Below are 21388 nucleotides of genomic sequence, written 5' to 3'. Positions count from 1 at the left end.
CTGCTATTCTGACTCAATGTGCAGCTTTAACATCAACAAAACCAGAGTATAAGCTCCCGAAAAGTTCGTACTTTAAACCGAAATCGGTACCGTAACCGATTTCGGAACAGTGATATTTTTTTGAGAGGCAGTAGAAATTTTGATTGATTATCGTCGGTAACTGCTTATTCAGCATCCTGACTGGTTTGAGAACACAGGCTTGTGTTCTTACCTGATCCGCTCCGCACTTGTCCCTTCCTACAATTCCCACATGAAAAGAGCTACTCTACGCGACATTGCCCAGACCCTGGGCGTAACCGTGGCTACCGTATCGCGGGCCCTGAAAAACTACCCCGATATCAGCCCCACTACGAAGCAAACCGTGCTGGCTACGGCTGAGCGTTTACACTATTCGCCGCACCCGTTAGCCGTGAAGCTGCGCCAGAAGGCTTATAAAGTAGTGGGCGTAGTGGTGCCCGACATTGTGCACCCGTTCTTCTCCGATGTTATCAGTGGAATAATTGACGTAGTGGAAGCACAGGGGTACCATGTGCTGCTGAGCCAGAGCAATGAGAGCTACGAAAAGGAAATCATGGTCACGCAGATGCTGCTGGCTACTGGCGTTGATGGGCTGCTGGTGTGTCTCTCCAATGAAACTGTAGATGTAGGCCACCTGCGCGCCCTCCAGGAGTATGATCTGCCGGTTGTGCTGTTCGATAAAATCAGCACTGGCCTAGATGCCAGCACGGTAGTCACCAACGATTTCCAGGGGGCTTACGATGCTGTTACGCACTTGCTGGAGCAGGGCTACACCCGGGTGGCGCACATAAAAGGGCCGCCTCACCCCGAGAATACTCGCCAGCGGTATGCTGGTTACCGTGCCGCCCTGGCTGCCTATGACCTGCCGTTCCGGGCCGAATATGTAGCCGAATGCCATGCCGTTACGCACGCCGAGGGGGCCGCCTTTGCTCAGCAGTTTATGGCGCTGCCTGAACCGCCCGATGCGCTGTTTTCCGTCACCGATTCAGTGGCTATTGGCGCCATGACGGCCCTGCGCGAAGCCGGCTGGCGGGTGCCCCAGGATATGGCCGTAATTGGCTTCAGCGACTGGGCCGTGTGCCAGCTAGTAGAGCCCAGTGTTAGCTCGGTAGCCCAGCCCGGCTACGATATCGGTCGGCGGGCCAGTGACCTGCTGCTGCGCGAAATTCAGCAGCTCCGCAATGAGCAACCTCGGGAGCATCATCATCTGGTGCTCGATGCCACCATTAAAGTGCGGAAGTCGTCTCAGCGCCCTGCTGTGGGGTGAGGAAATCGATAAAGGCCTTGAGGTTATAGGCTAAGCTAAGTGTCCACATCAGAGCCTAAGGAAAATATAGCCCGTCATGTTGAGCTGGTCAAAGCATGGCGGGCTAGCGGTTCCGCTGCCTTCGTGGGTACACACTTCTAGGCCAGTGTGGCCGGTCTTACGTAGTGCGTCCTACTCATACATTAGGGCAAGCGCAGGCTTTTTGATGTGTCGTAGGCCAGTTCGAGGTAGTGGTTGTTGTTGAAGTCAAACTCGGCAATGACCTCTAGGCCTAGCTTTTGAGTGTGAGCCGCGTAAGAGCGGGTGTTGATCTGGTTAATAAACGTGACCAGTACGGGGTACCGGTCGGCCATTTTCTCGCGGGCGAAATCAAATATCCGCTCCAGCAAGCCGCTGCCCCGGTACGCCTTATCCACGCACACCGGGCCGTATTGGTAGGAGTTCTCCGTGCTCAATTGGTGACCCGCGTACTCTAGCTGGGGCAGGTCGGCTATCATGCGGGCGAAAATTGGCCACGCCGCCCAAAACTGCCATGACGCCGACATCACGTAGGCCACTACCGCGCCCTCGTGTTTAGCAATGAATAAGCCCTGCTCTTCCTGAATTAGCTTGGTTAGCTGCTCTCGGGTAAAGGAGGTGGTAACAAAGCCGTCCTTTTTATCTCCCTCCTGGATCGTATCAATCTGGTACTTCCGGTGAAGGGTTAAGACACCGTCAATGTCGGCTAAGTCGGCTACTAGGAGTTGCATGGTGGATAGGAATAATAATTATAAAGGACGCTTGGTAATACCCTTATCGGTGATGCTCACCAAGGTGAATTTATCATACGCCATCACATCAAACACTTTGGAATAGCGTTGCTTAAGCCACTTTTTGTAAATGAGCCTGCCATTCATATATAGATAAAACTCATGACCTACTAGTACTTTGACAATTGCCATTGATGCTGTGTGTCGAGACGATAATATTCGCTGAGAAGTATAAACCGCAATATAGCTTCACTCATTGCTTCGCCTCTATTTCTTATCCTACATCAAGGCCTCGTCACTCTAAGCGGGGTATTTTTGTTCTATAGAAATCAAGGACCAGATGCACCGTTAAGTCTTCCTTAATGCCTTGGCGGTGCTGCCTTTTGCTACTGCTATGAACTCCCTGCAAGACCTCCATAAAACCGCCAGCGGCTTCCAGCAAACCGCCAAGATGCCTGTGCTCTTCGTAGGCCACGGCTCGCCCATGAATGCGCTGGCCGATAACCCCTTCACCCAAACCCTGCACCAGCTAGGCCAGGACATTCGGAATCTGCAGCCGCCACGGGCGGTGCTGGTAGTATCGGCGCACTGGCTCACGCGGGGCACCTTTGTGGCCGTAAATGAGCGGCCCGAAACCATCCACGACTTCGGGGGCTTTCCGCAGGAGTTGTTTGACATGCAGTATCCCGCGCCCGGTGCCCCCGATGTGGCCCAAGAGGTGCTAGCCGCCCTGCCCGATGCGCACCCCAGTGACGAGTGGGGCCTCGACCACGGCACTTGGACGGTGCTGCACCACATCTTCCCCGAGGCTGATATCCCAGTATTCCAGCTGAGCATCAACTACTACAAGCCCCTCGCGTACCACGCCGAGCTCTCGAAGCAGCTGCAGTTTCTGCGCCGCCGTGGCGTGCTGATTCTGGGCAGCGGCAACATTGTGCACAACCTGCGCCAGAGCATGCCCAACTTCATGCAAAACGATGCGAGCCCTCACGCCTGGGCCGTGGAGTTTGATGAGTGGGCCAAAGCCAAAATCAATCAGCGCGACCTGCACGCGCTGGCGCACTATCAGCAAGCCGGTGCCAGCGGCCCGCTCTCCGTGCCTACCCCCGACCATTACATTCCCATGCTCTACAGCCTAGCCCTCGCCGAAGCTGACGACGATATCCGTCACGCCTTCGAGGAAGTAAGCTTCGGGGGCATGAGCATGCGCACCTTCGTGGTAGGGTAGAGGTTGATAGGCCTAGCGCATCAACTGGCATAAACCCGCACTCATCCTGACAAAAGGAAGGATCTTTTCACGTTTGAACGACTGGCCTAGGAGCCCGTTTTAGCGTTAGAAGATCCTTCCTTTTGTCAGGATGACGTGCTGTTGTGTTCGGGGCAAGGCCACACTTGGTTGCGCAAGTCCTCGTCAAAACTGAAAGCCCAACCGGGCCACGGGTAGCCTATCCTCGCGCGACATATTGTAGGTAGCCATCAGTACTACTCGCCGGAAGGGCTCAAGCCAGAGGCCGCCCCCGTAGCCCGTGTGCCAGGTGTCGGAGTGCTCGTTGTCAATCCACACCCGGCCGATATCATGGAAGCCCACTAGCCCCACTTTGGTGCTCACTAGCAGCGTGTTGAGGGTGCCGACGTAGAGCCGAAATTCCAGGTTGTTGTACAGGCTGTTTTCGCCCGCGAAACGGGTGCGCCGGTAGCCGCGCAGGTTGGAGAGGCCGCCCAGCGTGGCGGCTTGGTAAAACTCGAAGTTGCTGAAGTTGAGCACGCCGCCTACCCGGCCCGCTAGCGTGAGGCCGGGGGTGGCGGCAGGCGTCCAGTAACCTGAGGCTTCGGAGATAAGCTGCGAGACGGTGCGAGCCCGGGCATTTACGGCGCGCAGGTTGGTGTACTCGGTGCGCCAGAGCACGCCCTTGGTAGGGCGCCAGTCGTTGTTGCGCGTATCGAAGGTGTGGCCTAGGCGCAAGCCGGCGAAGTGGCGAGGCTCAAACAAGGGCGCTACGCCTTCCAACTCATCTTCTACCTGATCAATAAAGCGACCGGGCGAGTGTTTCACGCGCACGCGTTGGTAGACTGGCCCAGCATACAACTGGTTGTGCAAACCCAGGCGGCGCCGCGCCAAAGCCTGCAGCACCACATTGTTGTACCGTACCCGGTAGTAGCCAATGCCCCGGCTCTGCTCATACTCGCTCTCGTTGCCGTAGCCGAAGAAGTTGCGCACGTAGTTCGGGGCCTGCAGATCGGCACGCAGGAGTAGATCGAGGTTTCCCACCACGTGGTTTAGCTCGCCGGTGTAGCGGAAGCTGTACGCGGCGGTGCCCAGCGCCACGTTGGCCTGCAGGCGGTGCACCGAGGCCCACGGCACCCGCCGAAACCCCGGCGTACGGAATTCTACACCTAGGCCTATGAACAGACCATCGTCGGGGTTGAAGGCCAGGGGCAGCAACGGCCCCACGTACGGGTAGCGGTAGGCCTGCCGGTTATGCTGATTTACCAAGGAGTCGGAGGAGGTGCGGTTGCGACTCTCCGGGCCCAGGGCCAACTCGTTGCCGGTGGGCGTGTCGTACACCACCGTGTAGCGGCGGGCCCCCGCCACCCTTGACTTATCCACGAGCACGTCGTTACCCTCACCCCCAATCAGGCGCACCATAATGCCCTCCTGAGCGGTGCCGTTGACATCCATGCGGTCGTTGCCACCATAGCCGTACAGGCGCACCTCATCGGTTTCAGAAGTCAGGAAAGTGCGGTTGTAGAGCGGCGTGGCGGCGGGCTCACCAGTGGCTGTTAGGGCATACATCCGTACTCGGGTATGCTGGTCATCGAGGCGCACAATCTGGAAATATTCCGCTTGGTCGCTGCCAGTTACATCTACCTGCCGGGCCAGGAAGCGGTAGTACTGCTCGGCGTAGGCGGGCAGCGCCGCGCGGTTCGACTGTAGCTTGGCAATAATGGCGGGGCCGGAAAATTGGTAGACTGAGTCGGGCAGGCGGTGGATGGCGGCGGTCAGCACCTCGTCGGTCAGGCGGGCCTGCATGTCCTGGGCTACCTTCACCCAGTCGTCGAGAGTGGCTTGCGTCAGGAAAGAGCGGTCGAAGTAGCGGGCGCTAAACATGAAGGTGTTCACGTTGCGCATGGTGCCATCAAACCCCTGCACGGCAGGCACGGCCCAGTTGCGGCTGGCAATATTGGGCAGCACTCCTTGGTTGACGAAGAATGCCTGGTCACGGTCGCGGGGTACGGCGCGCAGCAGCAGGCCACCCTCGGGCTGGGTGTAGGCCATCCAGCGCCACTGGTCTTCGTGGCGGTCGAAGTCGGCAATCAGCACATCAAACAGGCGGGCACGCACCAGTTCCCGCTCATCCACACGGTTGCGGGCGTCGGCGCGGAGCAGGGCCAGGGCTTGCTCAGTGCTATAGTTTTTCTCCAGCACCTTGCCCGTAAAGGAACTAGGTACCTGCGGGTCGCGCTCCTCCAGAATGGCCAGGGTATTGGCAAAGTCCGCCCGGAACTCACCCAGGCGCTCATCGTCGGGCACGTACACCAGCTCGGGGTTGGTGTGGCCAACGCCCACTGCTTCCGCCAGCGGCGGAATGGTGAGGGCCGCGTAGGGGTGGGCCGCCGATACCTGGTCTTGCACTACGCGGGCCGCAAGAGTGTTGCGCAGCTCAGCGCTAAGCACCTGCTCGGTGTTTTTCTCGATGGAGCGCACCACGTACTCCCGCCCGTTAGCTGCCCGCAGCCGCAACGACTTGGTTTGCTTGCCGCCGCCTTGCTTCAGCGGGCGTAGGCCACCCTGGGCGGTACCCAGGTTGAGCACCGGTACCCGCACGGGCTGCTCCCACTCACGGCGGTAGTTGTGGCCTAGCAGCCAGGTTTTCACGGGTCCTGCGCTGTATTGCTGACTGGCCTTTACCACTACGCTCGTTTGCTCAGCGAAGGGTGGCGGGGTGGGCTTAATAGTTTCCTGCACCCTGGCCACGGTGCTTTGCGCCTGCACCCGCAGCATGGGGCAAGCTAACCCAGAAATAATAGCAATAAGTATCAGTCTCATCATCGAGAAGCGAGATAGTGTGACGAATGAGTAGAAGAGCGCTACGCCTTGCTGACGGGGTGCTAGGCCAGTTGGGCACCAGCCTAGTCCTTAGCCAGTAGCGCCGGGAAGCGGCGGGCGGGGAGCTGGACGTGGGCGTGCATGCGGGGCCGAATGAGCGGGGCAACGTGGTTGCGCACCGTTACGGTGACCAGGTAGGAGGAGTGCCCAGCAGTTGGGCGCTGTAAATAGTCAACCACGCCCGTAAAGTGGCGGCCGGGCAGCTCCGCAATACGCACGGGCACTTGGTCGCACAGTTTCAGGGCTCGTCCGGTGCGGGCAGGAACTGCTACTACTACCTTCACCTGCGAAACATCCAGCAGGGTAGCTACTCGGGCGCCGGCCTTCAGGTGTCCGCCAACGGTGGCGTTTTTCTGCTCAACAAAGCCTGTGCGCGGGGCCAGCACGTAGCTGCGGTTGAACTGGCTGGAGTACTCCGCATTCGACATGAGCTTAAGCAGAATCTGCCGGCGCCGGACATAGTCGCCATCAGAGAAAAACACTTGCCTGGCCCAACCATGCGTGGGAGTGAGTAGAGGCAGTGTGTAAATAGGCTCTATCACCCCCACCCGAACGATAGTTTCACGAGTGGGCTGGGCAACGGGTAGGGCAATGGGCCGCAGCGAAGCAGCAACAGGCGGCGTGGGCAGCCGAGAGGGGGCTGGCCGCAGGCTCAGGAGGGCCCCTAAGGCAAGCAATAATGCAAAGTGCTGGCTTATACCGCTCATCTCCAATAAGCTCAGGATGTACTATTCTGGCATATGTGCGGCAGGTGCGCGCACGCAACGGAGGGCTTACCCGGGGTAAGCGAGCCAGCCATTATCTGGCTTTGAGGAATAGCTGAAGATATACATTGTTCTTAATATGTCAAATAAATTATATTAAATATTGATAAAAGCATAGTTACTTCGTTGGGCTGTATACAATCTTAATGCTGTGAGTGAAATACTAAGTGGCAGCAAAGACAAAAAAGCCGCCTCCACTCAGCGTGAAGGCGGCTTCGGATAGTGGCACACGGCGTGCTTACTTTTTGTTGGTGGCTCTAATGGTTTTAACCTCGGGCGCCTTGATAGCGCTGGCTTTATTGCCGAAGCTGTTACGCACATACGTGAGCACGTCGGCAATCTGCTGATCAGTGAGAATGTCGAAGGCGGGCATCACGTTGTTGTATGGCTCGCCATCAATGTCTTCGCCCTGTAGGCCGTTCAGCACCACTTTCACCAGTCGGGTTTTGTCGCCGAGCACCCAGGTAGTCTTGGTGAGGGGCGGGTTTAGGCCATCCACGCCGCCACCATCGGCTTGGTGGCAGGTCAGGCAGTTTTGCACGTACACGGCTTTGCCCGCAGTGAGGGTAGCTGCCGGAATGGTAGCGGTGGCAGGCTTGGCTTTGGGGGCAGGCTTTTTTTGCGCCACGGCCGTGCCGCTGCTCCAGGTCAGGAGGCCCAAGGCAGCAAGTAGGAACTTCATCAAGAACGTTATTTTTTAGCGTAGACAATTCGGTAAATCGTGCCTTGCTTGTCGTCGGTGACGTACAGCGAGCCATCGGGGCCTTGGGCTAGGCCACAGGGTTTGTGCTCGGGGCGGCCGGCAGCGGCATTGGCCGCCGAGCCCGCGAAGTTATCGGCAAACACTTCCCAGTCGCCAGAAGGTTTACCGTCTTTGAAAGGCTGAAACACTACATAATAGCCCTTTTGAGGCTCGGGGGCACGGTTCCAGGAGCCATGGAAGGCAATGAAGGCGCCGTTGCGGTATTTCTCCGGAAACATAGTACCCGTGTAAAACAGCAGCGCATCGGGGGCAGTGTGGGCAGGGTATGCCGCGGCGGGCTCTAGGTAGTTGCCAGTGGCTTCCTTCTTACCGTCGCCGCCGTACTCAGGGGCCATCATTTTCTTGCGCTGCTGCCCATCGTAGTAGATGTAAGGCCAGCCGGCATTGTCGCCCCGCTTCAGCGCGTACATGCACTCGGCCGGCAGCTCCGCCGACTGCTTGCTCGTGTAAAGGCTCGGGAAGTTGTCGTAGAGCTGGTCGCGGCCGTGCTGCATCACAAACAGCTGGTTGGTTTGGGCGTTCCAGTCGAGGCCTACCACGTTGCGCAGGCCGGTGGCGTAGCGGATGCCGTTACCGTAGGTCTGGTTGAGCTTATCGGCCTTAAACTGCCAGATGCCGCCCGCCGAGTCAAGCACAGGACAGTTCTGAATGCCCAAAGAGCCCTTCTGGCGGTCTTTCACCTGGCAGGAGTTAGAGTAGGCGCCCACGTTTACGTAAATGTTGCCGGCCTTATCCAAGGTAATGGATTTGCTCTCGTGCTGCTTGCGGTTCACGAGGCCCGTGATAATCTTTTCGGGCTGCTCGGGGTTCGTTACTTCTCCTTTGCTGTTGAGCTTGTACCGAAATACCTCTTGGTCGGAGGAAGCGTACAGGTACTCGGGGGTGCTGTAGATGCCCGTGCCGCCGTAGTTACCGAAGCCGCTGCTTACGGTGGCCTTGCCATTGCTGGCTTCGCGCAGCACCAAAATGCCCTTGCCAGCCGAGTTTGGGCGGTTGAGCTTCACGTAAATGGTACCCTGGGGCGTAACGGTAATGTGCCGGGCCCGGCCTCCGGTTTCGGCTACTTTCAGCGCCCCAAACCCTGCCGGCAGCTTCAGGCCGGCGTTGTCGGCGTCGGGCAGTACCGCAGTTTCGGTTTTGAGCGCAAACAAGGACAGACTCCCCACTACGGCCGCGGGCAGCAACAGGAGGCGAGGTAGAGTATTCTTCATGAGGGGAACAGTAAGACGTTTTTCTGAATGAATGGCAAGCGTCAACAGACGAAGCCCTGGCCTAGCAGGCTGCACGCACCACTGGGTAAGTTGAAAGAAGCTCCGGCAGCGAGTTTTAGGCAGCCTGCGTAGCCCACTAACGAAAGTAGCCAACAGGAGTTTACGTGGCCCCCGAGACTTGTTTTGTAGCCGCAGGCCCGGGGCCCGCTACGGGTGCACACCTCCGCATTGCAGTGGCCTAGCCAACCCAATAAAGGACGTTTCAACCTTACCGTTGAGTTTGCCGTTTTTATGGCTCTCCCATTCCCACGCATTTCTGATGAAGAATTCTGCTACTCTTCTGCTAGCCGGCACCCTGTTGCTGGCTGCCAGCCCCGCGGCCACGGCTCAACAAAAGGCCAGCTCACCCTACCGCACGCGCTTTGCCGTCGATGCTCCCATCACGCTCGGGCTAGGAGCGGCCAGTGGCCTAGGCCTCTACTTGGTGCAACAGAAAAACGGTCTGACCGATGCTGAACTCGCGGGCCTGCGTAAGGCAGATGTGCCGAGGTTCGACCGGTTCTCAGCCGGCAACTACAGCAAATCGGCCCAAACCGCCGGCGACTTCCTGTGCTACGGCTCGTTGGTGGCAGCGCCCGGGCTGCTCGCCCTGAATGAAGATGTGCGCGGCCGCTATGCGCAAGTGCTAGGCCTGTACCTGCAAACCATGCTGGCCACCGACGCCGTTTTCACTACCACCGTGGGTACCGTCACGCGCTACCGGCCTTACTTGTACGGCACGGAAGGAGGCGGCTCCCGCAACAGTAAAATCTCCACAAACTCTTTCTTTGCGGGGCACACTGCCCACACGGCTACGGCTACGTTCTTCGCCGCCAAGGTATTCCATGACTTCAACCCCGGTTCACGGGCCGAGCCACTAGTGTGGGGTGCTGCCGCCCTGATGCCGGCGGCAGTGGCCTACACACGCATTGAGGCGGGCAAACACTTCCTCTCCGACAATATTGTGGGCTACGTGGTGGGGGCTACCGTTGGAGTAGCGGTACCACAATTGCACAAATCGGCAGCGCGCGCAGGCTATTCTCTGGCTCCCCTGCAAGGAATAAACGCCAACGGATACTCCTACAGCGGGCTGCTGCTCACCAAGCGGTTGTAGCCGAAGAAACTAGTCGCGTAGCTCTGGTTAGCGTCTGATTCCTTGTAAATCAAAGGTTAGCTTCATAGGCATGCGTTGGTCCTGTGGCCCAGTAATTAGATAATTGAGGGTTAGTTAGCGACTTCCGTCAGTGCCGTTGAGGGCTGAATGCCCTGACGTTCCTGGGCTCTACGTGCTTTTCTGCCAGCCGGAAGCAAGTGCTTCTGTAAAGCATAAATAGGGAGCTCAAAGTATTTCCAGGAAACCCACGCCAGACCAATAAGTAGGAGCAAGCTCTCAGTTACATAAAATTCGCGGGTCCCTGCAATAGACAGGTGAGCAGAAAGCTTATTATTAAACGGCTGAAGGGCTTCGTAGCAAAAAAACAGAACAGTCAGATGAAAAAGATAAAACCCATAGCTGACCTTGCCTAAGGTTATTAAGTATTTATTATTAAAAATGTAGCCAAGCTTACCTCCTTCAATCTCTATGTTTTTGATAAAATAACCGATTAGCCATACTGTTATAAGTGAAACAAGGGTGCGCTGATGGATAATAGTTAGCACGGGTAATTTAACGGCTGTCTTTACCACAATTATTGCAGCGCTCAATATGGCAAGCACGGTAAGCACTCGGTAAGCCTTAGGGAAGTGAGTGGGTTGATAGGAGATAACCCAGGCGAGCAATGCACCAAGGCCCAGGGCATCAAAGCACGTTTGAGGCAGCACTTCAGCAAAATCGGGAAAGGGAGTAACCTGCTGGCTGTACAAGCCTATGGTTATAAACAGGCAGATAATATAAGGAAGGAATTTATGCGGAGTGAGCACAAGGGCGAAAGGCCACAACAAGTAGAACTGCTGTTCCACCGACATAGACCATAAATGCGCCAAGCGCCCCCATTCCTGATAAGTGTATATAGAATAATTAGCAGTAAAGGTTAGATATGGTAAAATGTTGTTTACTGCTTCCTGGTTAATTAAATAGGTAAGCAGGATGGCTAAATAATATGCTGGGAAAATTCTTAGAACCCTTTTTATGAAAAAGTCTTTGAATATATCAGATTTGCTTAATGTGTTGTCCGTTAAAGCATTCTTGTATTTAAATAGAATGGCGGTGATTAAGAACCCGCTAATTGTAAAGAATATATCAGGCCCTGATACTATTGTGGATGCTTTATAGAGCAAAGAACCTTCTGGGCAGGCATGATTACAAAATACAAACAGAATGGCTATGGCTCGCATAGCGTCCAATTGTTTGATGTATCTCATGACAGACTAGCAAGGGGAGGACAGAAGCAGCTGAAGGTACTCTGATAATTTAATAATTAAAGCAATTTATATGAGTATTGCGTGTAAAAAGTCAGCGTAGGTTACGTATGGATGGCACAAGCCAACTTGGTTCGGTGTTGTAGCAGACGGCCTATTCTAACGTGAGCTTCAGCTACAGGCCTCTGACTGTGCGGAATGAGCGAAGCGGGAGCCTAATCCATATCAACTGCTCATGCCCTATAAAAAGAGCAACCCGCCTTCTGAATATCAGAAAACGGGTTGCTATGTAAGCGCCGGGCCAGTTCAGGGCAAGAGCACAGGCCTAGGGAAACCTGACACTTTACTTGGTGACGGGCACGGTGCTGGCCGTCCAGCCGCCGCCCAAAGCGCGGTACAGGTCAATGAGCAGCAGGAACTGCTGGCGGCGTGTGTTCGTGAGGTTTAGCTCCGCATCCAGTACGTTGCGCTGGGCCGTGACTACTTCCAGGTAAGTAGCGTAGTTGGCTTTATAAAGGTCATCAGAGATGCTTACGGCCTGGTTGAGGGCCTCTACTTCCTGCTGCTGCAACTCAAACACTCGTTGGTAGTTGCCTAGGCCCCGCAGGTTGGTAGTTACCTCCTCGAAGCCGGTTTGCACGGCCTTCTGGTAATCGTTGTAGGCTATTTGCTGCTCGGCAGCTGAGCGGCGGTAATCAGCCTTGAGGCCATTTCGGTTGATGAGTGGGGCACTTAGCCCGGCCAGTAGGCCATAGGCCAGGGAGCCGGGTGAGTTAAACAGCACCGAGGCCCGGTAGGCATTCACGCCCACGAAGGGTGTAAGGGTGAGCGAGGGCAGAAATGCGGCGCGGGCCGCGGCCACATCGGCGCGGGCGGCCACCATTTCCAACTCAGCCTGCTGCACATCGGGGCGGCGCAGGAGCATGGTGGCAGGTAGTCCGGCTTGCACCTGCGCCGGAAGGGGCTGCTGCAGAATGGGCAGGCCTCGGGCAATGCGCTGGGGGTAGCGGCCCAGCAGGCGGTTCAGCTCATTTTCGGAGGCCACAATGCGCTGCTGGGTTTCGGCTTCTAGGCTGCGGGTACGCAGGAGCTGAGCTGTGAACTGTTGCACGGCCAGCTCGTTGGCGCGGCCGGCCCGCTTCTGAATCTTCACAATTTCCAGAGCGCGCTCCTGCAGCAGTTGGTTTTTCTTAAGCACCCCCAGCTCGTTATCTAGGCCTAGCAGGTTGAAATATAGGCGGGCCACCTCGGCCACCAGTGAGGTTTCTACCAAGTGGCGGCCCTTCTCAGTAGCCAGCAGGCGCAGGAAAGCAGCCTGACGGCGCTGCCGAAGCTTGCCCCACAGGTCAAGTTCCCAAGAACTGCGCAGCCCCAGGAAGAAGTCGGGGGTGGGATTGGGAATACGCTGCCGGCCCTCAATGTTGGGCGACAGGTTGGTATCGTAGTTACCGATACCGTTGAGCGTGTAGTCGCCGAACTTCTCCACGCCGGCACTGGCCACGCCATTCACGGTGGGTAGCAAGGCTCCGCGCTGCACCTGTAGGTTGGCGCGCGCAATTTCAATGCGCTGAATGGCCGTGCGCAAGTCGGGGTTGGCCTGCAGGGCAGTATCAATGAGGCCTACCAAGTTCTTATCCCCAAAAAACTCCCGCCAGGGCAGCATGGCTACCGAAGCCGAATCGGTAGTGGCAGCGGTGGTCGGGAAGCGTCCCGGCATGGCCGTGGCGGCGGGTTGCTGGGTCGGCTCAGCCACCCGGCAGCTGGTGGCCAGTGCTAGGCCAGTCAGGGCCGGTAGAAAACGGGAGGTAATGGAACGTATGGAGGGCAAAGAGGTCATGGAACGAGTGAGGCGAGAGCCTAAGGCTGCAAAATGATTTCCGGCAGAAGCAGAGCCGCTACCTACGCGGTGGCGTGGGCGGGCTCGAGGGTGCTTTCTGCTTCGGCCCGCTGCTTTTTCTTCTTGGCCTTTCCACGGCCCGAAACCAGCACGTAGAGGCCCGGAATCAGAATCACGCCGAACAGGGTGCCGATGAACATACCGCCCGCCGCGGCCGTGCCGATGGAGCGGTTACCCAGAGCGCCCGCGCCGCTGGCAATGGTCAAAGGAATCAGACCGGCAATGAAGGCGAAGGAAGTCATCAGGATGGGGCGTAGGCGGGAATAGCCGCCCTGCACGGCTGCCTCCAGCACTGAGAGGCCTTCTTTGCGCTTGAGCACCGCAAATTCAATGATCAGAATGGCGTTCTTGCCCAGCAGACCAATCAGCATTACCAGCGAAACCTGAGCGTAGATGTTGTTCTCCAGGCCTAGCAGCTTCAGGAACAGGAAGGCCCCGAAGATACCGGTGGGCAAGCTCAGCAGTACTGGCAGCGGCAGCAGGAAGCTTTCATACTGAGCCGCCAGCAGTAGGTACACGAACAGCAGCACCACCGCAAACACGTAGATGGCCTGGTTGCCGCTCAGAATTTGCTCTCGGGTCATACCGCTCCATTCGTAGCTGTAGCCGCGGGGCAGCTCCTTGGCCGCTACTTCCTCAATGGTCTTAATCACGTCGCCGGAGGAGAAGCCGGGGGCGGCGTCGCCGTTGAGCATGGCCGAGGTATACATGTTGTAGCGGGTGAGCTGCTCGGGGCCGTACACGCGCTCCAAGCGCACGAAGGTGGAGTAGGGCACCATCTCGCCGCGGTTGTTCTTCACGTACATTTTTAGCACGTCCTCGGGCTGAGTGCGGTAACCGGGGGCCGCCTGCACCATTACTTTATACATCTGCCCAAAGCGGATGAAGTTGGAGGCGTAGTAGGAGCCCATCAGGGTTTGCAGGGTGCTCATGGCCTGGTCCACGGTCACGCCCTTTTTGGCCGCCTGGTCCTGGTCTACGTGGATGAGGTACTGCGGGAAGCTGGCGTCGAAGCCGGTGAAGGCCGAGCCCACCGCGGGCGTTTTGGTGAGGGCCGTAATGAACTGGTTCGAGACCTTGGCGGTCTGTTGCAGGTCGCCGCGACCGGTGCGGTCGAGCAGGCGCAGCTCAAAGCCGCCGGAGTTACCGAAGCCGGGCACGGTGGGCGGGGCGAAGAACTGAATATCAGCATCAGTAATGTGCTTGGTTTGCTCGTTGAGCAGCGCAATCAGCTCATTTACCGATTCCTTGCGGTCGTCCCAGGCCTTAAGGTTGATCATGCCCATGCCGTAAGAGGCGCCGGCCACTTCGTTCATGAGGCTATAGCCCGCCAGTGTGGAAACCGATTCCACTGGGCCCAGCTTGGAGGCCGATTTCTGAATTTCGTCGAGCACTTTCTCGGTGCGCTCCACGGTGGCGCCGGGCGGCGTGGTCACGTTCACGTAAATCATGCCCTGGTCTTCCGTCGGGATGAAGCCGGAAGGCAGGATAGCATTCACGCCCCAGGTTGCCAAGCAGAAGCCCACCAGCAGCGCCAGTGTAATCATGCGCCGGCTGGCTACGATGCGTACCAGGCGCTGGTAGCCCGTCGCCAACGACTCATAGCGGCGGTTAAAGCCCGCGAAGAACCGGTCCATCAGGCCTTGCTTTTTGCCCTCGTAGTGTTCCACTGGCTTGAGCATCAGGGCGCACAAAGCGGGCGTCAGGGTAAGCGCATTCACCCCCGAAATCACAATGGAAATAGCCAATGTGAGGGAAAACTGGCGGTAGAACACGCCCACCGGGCCATCCATGAACGACACCGGCACAAACACCGCCGACATTACCAGCGTGATGGCCACAATAGCACCCCCAATTTCGCCCATGGCTTCCAGGGTAGCATCCATAGCGGAGAGGTGCTTCTCGTGCATTTTGGCGTGCACCGCTTCTACCACCACAATGGCGTTATCGACCACAATACCAATGGCCAGCACCAGCGCAAACAGCGTGAGCAGGTTGATGGAGAAGCCCAGCAGCTGCATGAAAAACAGCGTGCCTACCAGTGCAACCGGCACGGCCAGGGCCGGAATAAGCGTGGAGCGCCAGTCTTGCAGGAACAGGTACACCACCACAAACACCAGCAGGAAGGCCTCTACCAGGGTGCGCAGTACTTCGTGAATGGAGGCATCGAGGAAGCGCGACACGTCGTAGGCCACGTTGTAGGTCATGCCGGGCGGGAAGGAGGTGCCCTTCAGCTCAGCCATGCGCTCCTTCACGTTTTTGATAACGTCGGAGGCGTTGGAGCCGGGGCGCTGCTTGAGCATGATGGCCGCCGAGGGCTTGCCGTCAATCTTGGAGACCATGCCGTAGCTGAGCACGTCGAACTTTACCTGGGCCACGTCCTTGAGACGCAGCACGGAGCCATCGGGGTTAGCGCGCAGTACAATGTTTTCGTATTGCTTGGGCTCGAACATTTTGCCGGTGTAGCGCAGCACGTATTGCAGCATCTGGGCATCCTGGCCCGAGCTTTCGCCCGACTTACCCGGGGCGGCCTCCACGTTCTGGGCCCGAATAGCTTCCACAATCTCATCGGCCGAGACGTTGTAGGCCACCATGCGGTCGGGCTGCAGCCACACGCGCATAGAGTACTCGCGCTGGCCCATGATTTCGGCGAAGCCTACGCCATCAATCCGCTTGAGCTCCTGCAGCACGTTGATATCGGCGAAGTTGTAGATGAACTTCTCATTCACCTTTGGGTCTTCACTCATCACGTTGAGGTAGAGCAGCATGCTGTTTACCTCTTTCTCGGTGCTCACCCCCGCCTTAATTACTTCTTCCGGCAACTCGTCAATCACGGTTTGCACGCGGTTCTGCACGTTCACGGCCGCCAGGTCGGGGTCGGTGCCCACCTGGAAGAATACCGTGATGAGCGTAATGCCGCTGTTGCTGCTCACCGACGAAATGTAGGTCATGCCCGGCACGCCGTTGATGGCGCGTTCCAGGGGCGTGGCCACGGCCTTGGCGCACACCTCGGCGTTGGCACCGGTGTAGCGCGCCGTCACGGTCACCGAGGGCGGCACAATGTCGGGGAACTGGGTGATGGGCAGCGAAAACAGCGCTAGGCCACCCAGGAACGTGATAAACAGCGAGATAACCAGCGAGAGAACCGGCCGGCGTATGAAGAGTGCAAGCATATTTTTTTGAGCTGGAGGGGAGGTCTTAAAGAGACTAGCTCCCCTCCTCAGATGAGGAGGGGCTGGGGGTGGTTGACTGGCCTAGAACAGCAGCTAGAACTAGGGTTGGCTAGTTACCGGGCAACGCTCCGGTCAACCACCCCCAACCCCTCCTCATCTGAGGAGGGGAGCTAGCTTGTAGCTCTAGAGTATCAGATTATGCTTACCGGGCTTCCTCAATTAAATCGTCCATCTCCACGGGTTTGGGAGTGATGGTAGCCCCGTCGCGCAGGTCCTGCACGCCTTCGTATACCACTTTGTCGCCGCTCTTAAGGCCAGTTTTTACCACGTAGAAGTCGGAAAGGCGGGTTTGGGGCTGGAAGGGGTGCTGCTTCACCTTGCCGGCAGCATCCACCATGTACACGTAGTTCTTGTCCTGCACCTCAAACACCGATTTCTGCGGCACCAGCACGGCGTCTTCCACGGTATTGCTCAGGCGCACGCGACCCGAAGCACCGTGACGCAACAGCTTCTTGGGGTTATCAAAGCGGGCCCGGAAGGCTATAGAGCCGGTATTGGCCTGGAACTGACTTTCCACGGTTTCTACTTTGCCCTGCACGGGGTAAGTAGAGCCGTCGGCGAGCAGCAGGTGGGCTACGTTGGTGCTGCGAGCCGAGTCTTTGCCGCTATTCTTCACGTATTGCAGGTACTCCGCCTCCGACACGTTGAAGTAGGCGAACATCGAGTTGATATCGGACACTGTAGTAAGCAGGGTACCATCCTCAATTACACTGCCCATCTTCAGCGGAATGCGGTTGATAACACCATCAAAGGGAGCGCGCACCAGCGTGTACGATACGTACAGCGAGGCATTGGATACCGCAGTGCGCGCCTGCTGAATCTGCGAGAGGGCCGCTTGGTACTTGGCCTGGGCTACCTCCAGCTCGGTTTTGGAAATGATATTCTTCTCCGTGAGCAGCTTCACCCGCTCTACTTCCAGCTTGGCCACCCGCGCCGCCGACTGCGCGCTGCTTAGTTCGGCCTGCGCTTGGGTTAGGCGGCTCTTGTACTCGGTATCGTTGATGCGAAACAGCGGCTGACCCTTGCGCACGGCCTGGCCCTCATCCACATAAATCTGCTCCAGAAAGCCCTCCAGCCGAGCCCTGATTTCCACGTTGCGCACGGCCTGAATGTCGGCTACGTAGTCGTGGTGAAGTACCGTGTCGCGGGCAGTTAGCTGCGTAACGGGCAGGGTAGGAGGACCCTCGTTCGTGCTGGTTGCGGTGTTGGCTTGCGTATCGGTACCGCAGCTGGCTAGGCCAAGCCCCAACAGGGCAGGAGCAAACCAGGCGAGTAAACGGTATCGGGAGGGGTGAAGCGGTTGCATATCGAGGAGGATCAACCTACACGGAACTCGTGCAGGATGCCACAAAGCTGCTCCCCGGAGATTAGCACAGAATTAGAACAACATTAAAAGACATTAAAAAGCCCTTGGACACCCGCAGAGGCATATTGCGGAGGGTATAAGAGGCCTAGGGAGCGACCAGTGAGGTGGCCTAGAAGCCGGCTATCTGGTTGTTCCTGAGCGGGTGAGCTAGCAGTAAGCGGATTCCTGAACGGTTATGCTACTACTCCCAGGTACGATAGTATTTGGGTGAAATTCATCTGGGCAGGGCGGCTTATACTTTGGGGCGAAGGAGGGTAAGCCCGGCTGTCTGTAATTTCTCCCCGTACACGTACTCTACACGTTGCTAGCCGTACTTTGTGCAGTAAGCTCAACTTTATTCCCTCCCGCATGCCGGAAGCTTCACGCTATGCCAGGGCCCTTTCGTGGCTCGATCAACATTTTCTCCAGCGCCTCTACACCGACCGCGTCCGTCGGCTGATTCTGCAAAGCTTCCCGTTTTGGTTTGCTTCCATTGTCACGGGCGTGGTGGCCGTTGGGTACGAGAAGCTGTTTGTGTGGGCTGAGGCGGTAAGCTTTGGGTGGCTGCAGCGGCAGCCTCTCCTCGCCTTTGGCCTGACGCCGCTAGCCTTTCTGGTGTCGTGGGGCGTGGTGCAGCGGTGGGCACCGGCCGCGAGGGGCAGCGGAATTCCGCAGCTGATGGCGGGCATTGAGCTTTCCAACCCGGGGCAGCACCATCGCACGGGCTACTTGCTGAGCTTGCGGGTGGCCTTCGTCAAAGTATTGAGCAGCGTCACGCTGCTGTTGGGAGGCGGGGTAATTGGCCGCGAAGGGCCTACCATTCAGATATCGGCGGCCATATTCCGAGCTATTAACCGCTTGCAGCCAGCGGGCTGGCCCCAGCTGTCGAGGCAAATTGCCCTCGTGACGGGTGGCGCAGCCGGGCTGGCGGCGGCCTTCAACACCCCGCTGGGCGGAATTGTGTTTGTGGTGGAAGAACTGACCCAAATGCACATGGCCCGCTTCCGGATGGCCGTGTTTTCGGCCGTAATTGTGGCGGGCCTCACGGCACAGTCGCTGCTGGGGTCGTACTTATATTTGGGGTTTCCGAAAGTGACGGCGCACGCGGGCTGGTTTTTGGCTACAGTAGCTCTGGTGGCTATTGTTTGTGGCCTAGCGGGAGCTGTTTTCGCAAAAACGCTGCTTTGGCTGAACGCGTACCGGCGCCGCTTTACATCCCTGGGTCAGCAGGCGGCTTGGGTAGTGGGGTGCGGACTGCTCCTGGCGGTACTGGCCTACACTGTAGGCCAAGAGGGCGTGGGCACGGGCAAACCCATTATTAACCGCCTGCTGTTTCAGAATGATGGACAAACGCCCTGGTACCTGTTTCCGGCGCGCTACGCGGGCATGGCGCTGAGCTACAGCGGTGGCGGCGCGGGTGGCATTTTTGCCACCTCACTTAGTGCCGGGGCCGTGCTCGGCGATGGGTTGTGCCGGCTGGGCAGCGTACCGCTAGAAGACCGCAACTTGCTCATTCTGGTTAGCATGGTAAGCTTTCTAACGGGGGTGGTCCGCTCTCCATTCACAGCCGCCATTCTGGTACTCGAAATGACGGACCGCCACTCGGCTATCTTCCAGCTGTTGCTCAGTGGAATGATGGCCCAAGCTGTGGCCTCGCTCGTTGACCCGCATTCCTTCTATGAGCATCTAAAAATGGGCTTTCTACGGGAGGCCCTTGCCCAACCTTCCACGACGAGCCGCCTCGCAACTCGCCCCCAGCCGGAGCCACCACAGGAGAACAATTGAGCCATGCGGAGTTGCTTCCTGCTTACGGCGGATGAGGCTACCTGCACCAATTTAGAGAAACACCCGCAACGCGTGCAGCTACTTGCCCTTGTTTAGTTGCGTATTCTCGGCCGGTAGCACCGTGAGCAATAATTCGCCTATCGGGTGCAAGGGCTGCCATGTAGCGCGACCGACGAAGCCAGTGTTGTCTGCTACTCCTGCACAAAGCTTTGCAGCCATCTGATGCATTCAGGGGCGTCGACAATGGACCACGAATGGGGGAACGGCCGCTGGCCCATGCGACCTTTGCCGTGGGTTTCCAGATATTCTGCCCTCATATTTCCTTGGCGACGCAAGGTTTCTATCATGGTCTTGAGCATGGCCGCATTCAGGTCTTCTAGTTGCCAGGTGGGGCAGTAGTGCTGGCGCCAGAAGTTCAGGTCGGGCTCACAGTACACGCGTACCGGCGTTGACTTGAGCAGGACGAGATTGCCGCCCGTGGGGTCACTACTGGAAAATGCCGAATATTGGCGATAAGCGGCGGGCCTCTGGTCGGGGGTGCCGCCGAAGGCGTGGGTGAGCGTAGCCATCGTGGACCGGCCTCCCTGCACCAGCAACGGATGACAATTCTGCGCAGCTTGTCGCTGTCCAACCTGCCAGAAGGACGCCAAATCCACGGGCGAGTCGACGCTAAACACGGCGTTTACCCGTAGCGGGAGCCGGGCGGTATTACGGACCAGGGTTTCAGCATAGGTTAGGGCCACGTGCCCGCCGGCGGAAAAGCCCCCGATGAACAGGTTACCGCCTACGCTCGGGTACTGCTGGGTGACGCGGCGCAGGACTTCGTCGAGGAAACAGGTGCCCGCGGAGTCCAGGTAGAGCCGGTTGTTCAGCGTCGGCACGACGGTCACGAAGCCGGCCTGTGAAGCCTGCTGCCCCAGGGCGGTTTCCTGAAACACGTGTTGGGCTTTGCCGCCCAAGCCGGGTAACAAGAGCAGTACCCCGCGCGGTACCGGTGAGCGGGCCGGCAGCAGATAGAAAGCCAACTCGCTGGTCGGCTTATTCGGGCGATATAAATGCGTCTGGTCGCGCAGGGGCAGGCGCTGTTTGTGCGCCGTTTGAGCGGCCAGCGGTAACCCCGCTATCAGCAGTACTATTCCACTGCAGCATAGGAGGCGTAGAAACACGGGCATAGGGCAGGAAAAGTAGACACGCGATATATCCCAGATGCACCCCTATTACCATTGGTTGCCTATGAGCACCAATGACTGCCCTTGGCACTCATTACCACTACAACAGGGTGTGTTTGAGTGCCACTAGCTTGAAAAAGTTGCGCAATAGCGCTTAGAGGAATTTTATCCCCTACTGCAATAAGTAAGACTAATGAAGCACCGTCATCGCTCCGCACATGCTAAGTGGGCTGTTGCCAGAATTGACTAGGCCTAGGGGGCAAACGAGGGCACTACAAAAGCGGTGCGGCAGGCGTCTTCGGCCCGGCGGCAGGTTTCAGTGCAGTGGCGGGCAGCTTCCAGGGAGAACTGCGTGCACTCATCGGCGCAGGAGCGGCACAGCTCGGCGCACTCGCGCAGAATATGCACCGTGTGCTCGGCGTGGCGCATTACAAACGTGGCCGTGAGGCGGCACAGGTCGGCACAGTCGCGGCTGAGGCGTACACCCCGGTGCAGTTCTGGCACTTCTAGGCCACTGAGGGCTAGTTGTTCGCAGGCAATAAGGCAAGCATGTAGAGCATCTAATACGTGTTGTTGACGAGGAAGCATAAGTAGAAAAGGAGGGCCAACGCTTAGCAGTGGCTTCTAAAGGGGGAAAGAAAATTTGACGGTAGCAACACCCACAAGGCCTGGTTTACACACG

General features: G+C 57.7%; 16 protein-coding genes. 4 read left to right on the top strand and 12 right to left on the bottom strand.

Annotated elements, in window-relative coordinates:
• Positions 1-250 precede the first annotated feature (250 nt).
• Positions 251-1285 carry a LacI family DNA-binding transcriptional regulator gene (locus EU556_RS15305; protein ID WP_135435021.1) on the top strand — a complete coding sequence of 345 codons (1035 nt, stop codon included), beginning with the start codon at positions 251-253 and terminating at the stop codon, positions 1283-1285.
• Between the two features lie 182 nt (positions 1286-1467).
• On the opposite strand, the gene EU556_RS15300 is transcribed toward EU556_RS15305, so the two are convergent.
• Positions 1468-2034: a GNAT family N-acetyltransferase gene (locus tag EU556_RS15300; RefSeq protein WP_135435020.1), complete on the bottom strand. Its 567-nt coding sequence runs from the start codon at positions 2032-2034 to the stop codon at positions 1468-1470.
• Positions 2035-2052: 18 nt separating this feature from the next.
• The gene (locus tag EU556_RS26670) at positions 2053-2181 is read right to left on the bottom strand and encodes a hypothetical protein (protein ID WP_262709658.1); all 129 of its coding nucleotides are present in this window, start codon (positions 2179-2181) and stop codon (positions 2053-2055) included.
• Between the two features lie 247 nt (positions 2182-2428).
• On the opposite strand from EU556_RS26670, the gene ygiD reads away from it, so the two are divergent.
• Entirely contained in the window at positions 2429-3262 is an 834-nt protein-coding gene (ygiD, locus tag EU556_RS15295; RefSeq protein WP_135435019.1) for a 4,5-DOPA-extradiol-dioxygenase, read from the top strand.
• A gap of 183 nt (positions 3263-3445) precedes the next feature.
• Here ygiD and EU556_RS15290 read toward each other — a convergent pair whose 3' ends face one another.
• From EU556_RS15290 to EU556_RS15275, 4 genes are all read right to left on the bottom strand, one after another.
• Positions 3446-6085, bottom strand: coding sequence for a BamA/TamA family outer membrane protein (locus tag EU556_RS15290; protein ID WP_135435018.1), 2640 nt, complete (start codon positions 6083-6085; stop codon positions 3446-3448).
• An 80-nt stretch (positions 6086-6165) separates the two neighbouring features.
• Complete coding sequence (locus EU556_RS15285; protein WP_135435017.1) at positions 6166-6849, bottom strand: efflux RND transporter periplasmic adaptor subunit; 684 nt, start codon at positions 6847-6849, stop codon at positions 6166-6168.
• A gap of 295 nt (positions 6850-7144) precedes the next feature.
• Positions 7145-7588 carry a c-type cytochrome gene (locus tag EU556_RS15280; protein WP_135435016.1) on the bottom strand — a complete coding sequence of 148 codons (444 nt, stop codon included), beginning with the start codon at positions 7586-7588 and terminating at the stop codon, positions 7145-7147.
• Between the two features lie 8 nt (positions 7589-7596).
• Positions 7597-8880 carry a PQQ-dependent sugar dehydrogenase gene (locus tag EU556_RS15275; RefSeq protein WP_135435015.1) on the bottom strand — a complete coding sequence of 428 codons (1284 nt, stop codon included), beginning with the start codon at positions 8878-8880 and terminating at the stop codon, positions 7597-7599.
• A 319-nt stretch (positions 8881-9199) separates the two neighbouring features.
• On the opposite strand from EU556_RS15275, the gene EU556_RS15270 reads away from it, so the two are divergent.
• Positions 9200-10033, top strand: coding sequence for a phosphatase PAP2 family protein (locus EU556_RS15270; protein ID WP_135435014.1), 834 nt, complete (start codon positions 9200-9202; stop codon positions 10031-10033).
• Positions 10034-10143: 110 nt separating this feature from the next.
• On the opposite strand, the gene EU556_RS15265 is transcribed toward EU556_RS15270, so the two are convergent.
• The 4 genes from EU556_RS15265 to EU556_RS15250 form a co-directional block, all read right to left on the bottom strand.
• Positions 10144-11280, bottom strand: a complete 1137-nt coding sequence (locus tag EU556_RS15265; protein WP_135435013.1) for an acyltransferase family protein — start codon at positions 11278-11280, stop codon at positions 10144-10146.
• Between the two features lie 340 nt (positions 11281-11620).
• Positions 11621-13114 (bottom strand): efflux transporter outer membrane subunit, encoded by a 1494-nt coding sequence (locus EU556_RS15260; RefSeq protein ID WP_135435012.1) that lies wholly within the window; start codon positions 13112-13114, stop codon positions 11621-11623.
• A gap of 62 nt (positions 13115-13176) precedes the next feature.
• Positions 13177-16347, bottom strand: a complete 3171-nt coding sequence (locus tag EU556_RS15255) for an efflux RND transporter permease subunit (protein WP_135435011.1) — start codon at positions 16345-16347, stop codon at positions 13177-13179.
• Between the two features lie 202 nt (positions 16348-16549).
• Positions 16550-17713, bottom strand: a complete 1164-nt coding sequence (locus EU556_RS15250; protein ID WP_135435010.1) for an efflux RND transporter periplasmic adaptor subunit — start codon at positions 17711-17713, stop codon at positions 16550-16552.
• A 408-nt stretch (positions 17714-18121) separates the two neighbouring features.
• Here EU556_RS15250 and EU556_RS15245 point away from each other — a divergent pair, with 408 nt between their 5' ends.
• Positions 18122-19537: a chloride channel protein gene (locus EU556_RS15245; protein ID WP_135435009.1), complete on the top strand. Its 1416-nt coding sequence runs from the start codon at positions 18122-18124 to the stop codon at positions 19535-19537.
• 191 nt (positions 19538-19728) lie between these two features.
• On the opposite strand, the gene EU556_RS15240 is transcribed toward EU556_RS15245, so the two are convergent.
• Both EU556_RS15240 and EU556_RS15235 read right to left on the bottom strand, forming a co-directional pair.
• Entirely contained in the window at positions 19729-20709 is a 981-nt protein-coding gene (locus EU556_RS15240) for an alpha/beta hydrolase (protein ID WP_135435008.1), read from the bottom strand.
• A gap of 249 nt (positions 20710-20958) precedes the next feature.
• On the bottom strand, positions 20959-21294 hold the full coding sequence (locus tag EU556_RS15235; RefSeq protein ID WP_135435007.1) for a four-helix bundle copper-binding protein: 336 nt from the start codon (positions 21292-21294) through the stop codon (positions 20959-20961).
• Positions 21295-21388: the final 94 nt, after the last annotated feature.

Origin of the sequence: Hymenobacter fodinae (genome assembly GCF_004745825.1) — a bacterium.
In the GTDB taxonomy this organism is placed as follows: Bacteria; Bacteroidota; Bacteroidia; order Cytophagales; family Hymenobacteraceae; genus Hymenobacter; species Hymenobacter fodinae.
This window is presented reverse-complemented; position numbering and strand designations above follow the sequence as displayed.